Origin of the sequence: Barnesiella sp. ET7 (assembly GCF_024733785.1) — a bacterium.
In the GTDB taxonomy this organism is placed as follows: Bacteria; Bacteroidota; Bacteroidia; order Bacteroidales; family Barnesiellaceae; genus Barnesiella; species Barnesiella merdigallinarum.
In genome coordinates this window covers 1-301 of the sequence record NZ_JANRHM010000093.1, presented here as the reverse complement: position 1 = coordinate 301, position 301 = coordinate 1, and the positions used below count along the sequence as shown (strand labels likewise).

Here is a 301-nt window from a genome sequence, read left to right as displayed (position 1 = left end):
TCGCAACGGAGAGTATATCCCATCGTTCATCAGCCTCGACAAGATGACCAACGAAGTGGTGGCCATGCGTGCCGAGAATGTCTATATCCCTAACGAGATTAAGGGCGTGCAGCTCACCGACCAGGAGAAGAACGACCTGCGTGAGGGCAAGAAGGTATATATCGAAGGTATGACAGCCAAGTCGGGCAATGAGTTCAACGCCCACATTCAGGTGAGTGCCGAGCGCAGAGGCATCGACTTCATCTTCGAGAATGACCGCATCTTCAACCGCACCGCCCTCGGTGGTGTGGAGCTTACCAAA

General features: G+C 53.8%; 1 protein-coding gene. It reads left to right on the top strand.

The annotated features are described in order from the left end of the window. On the top strand, positions 1-301 hold a 301-nt coding region (locus NW211_RS14065), incomplete at both ends, for a DUF3945 domain-containing protein (RefSeq protein ID WP_258328298.1).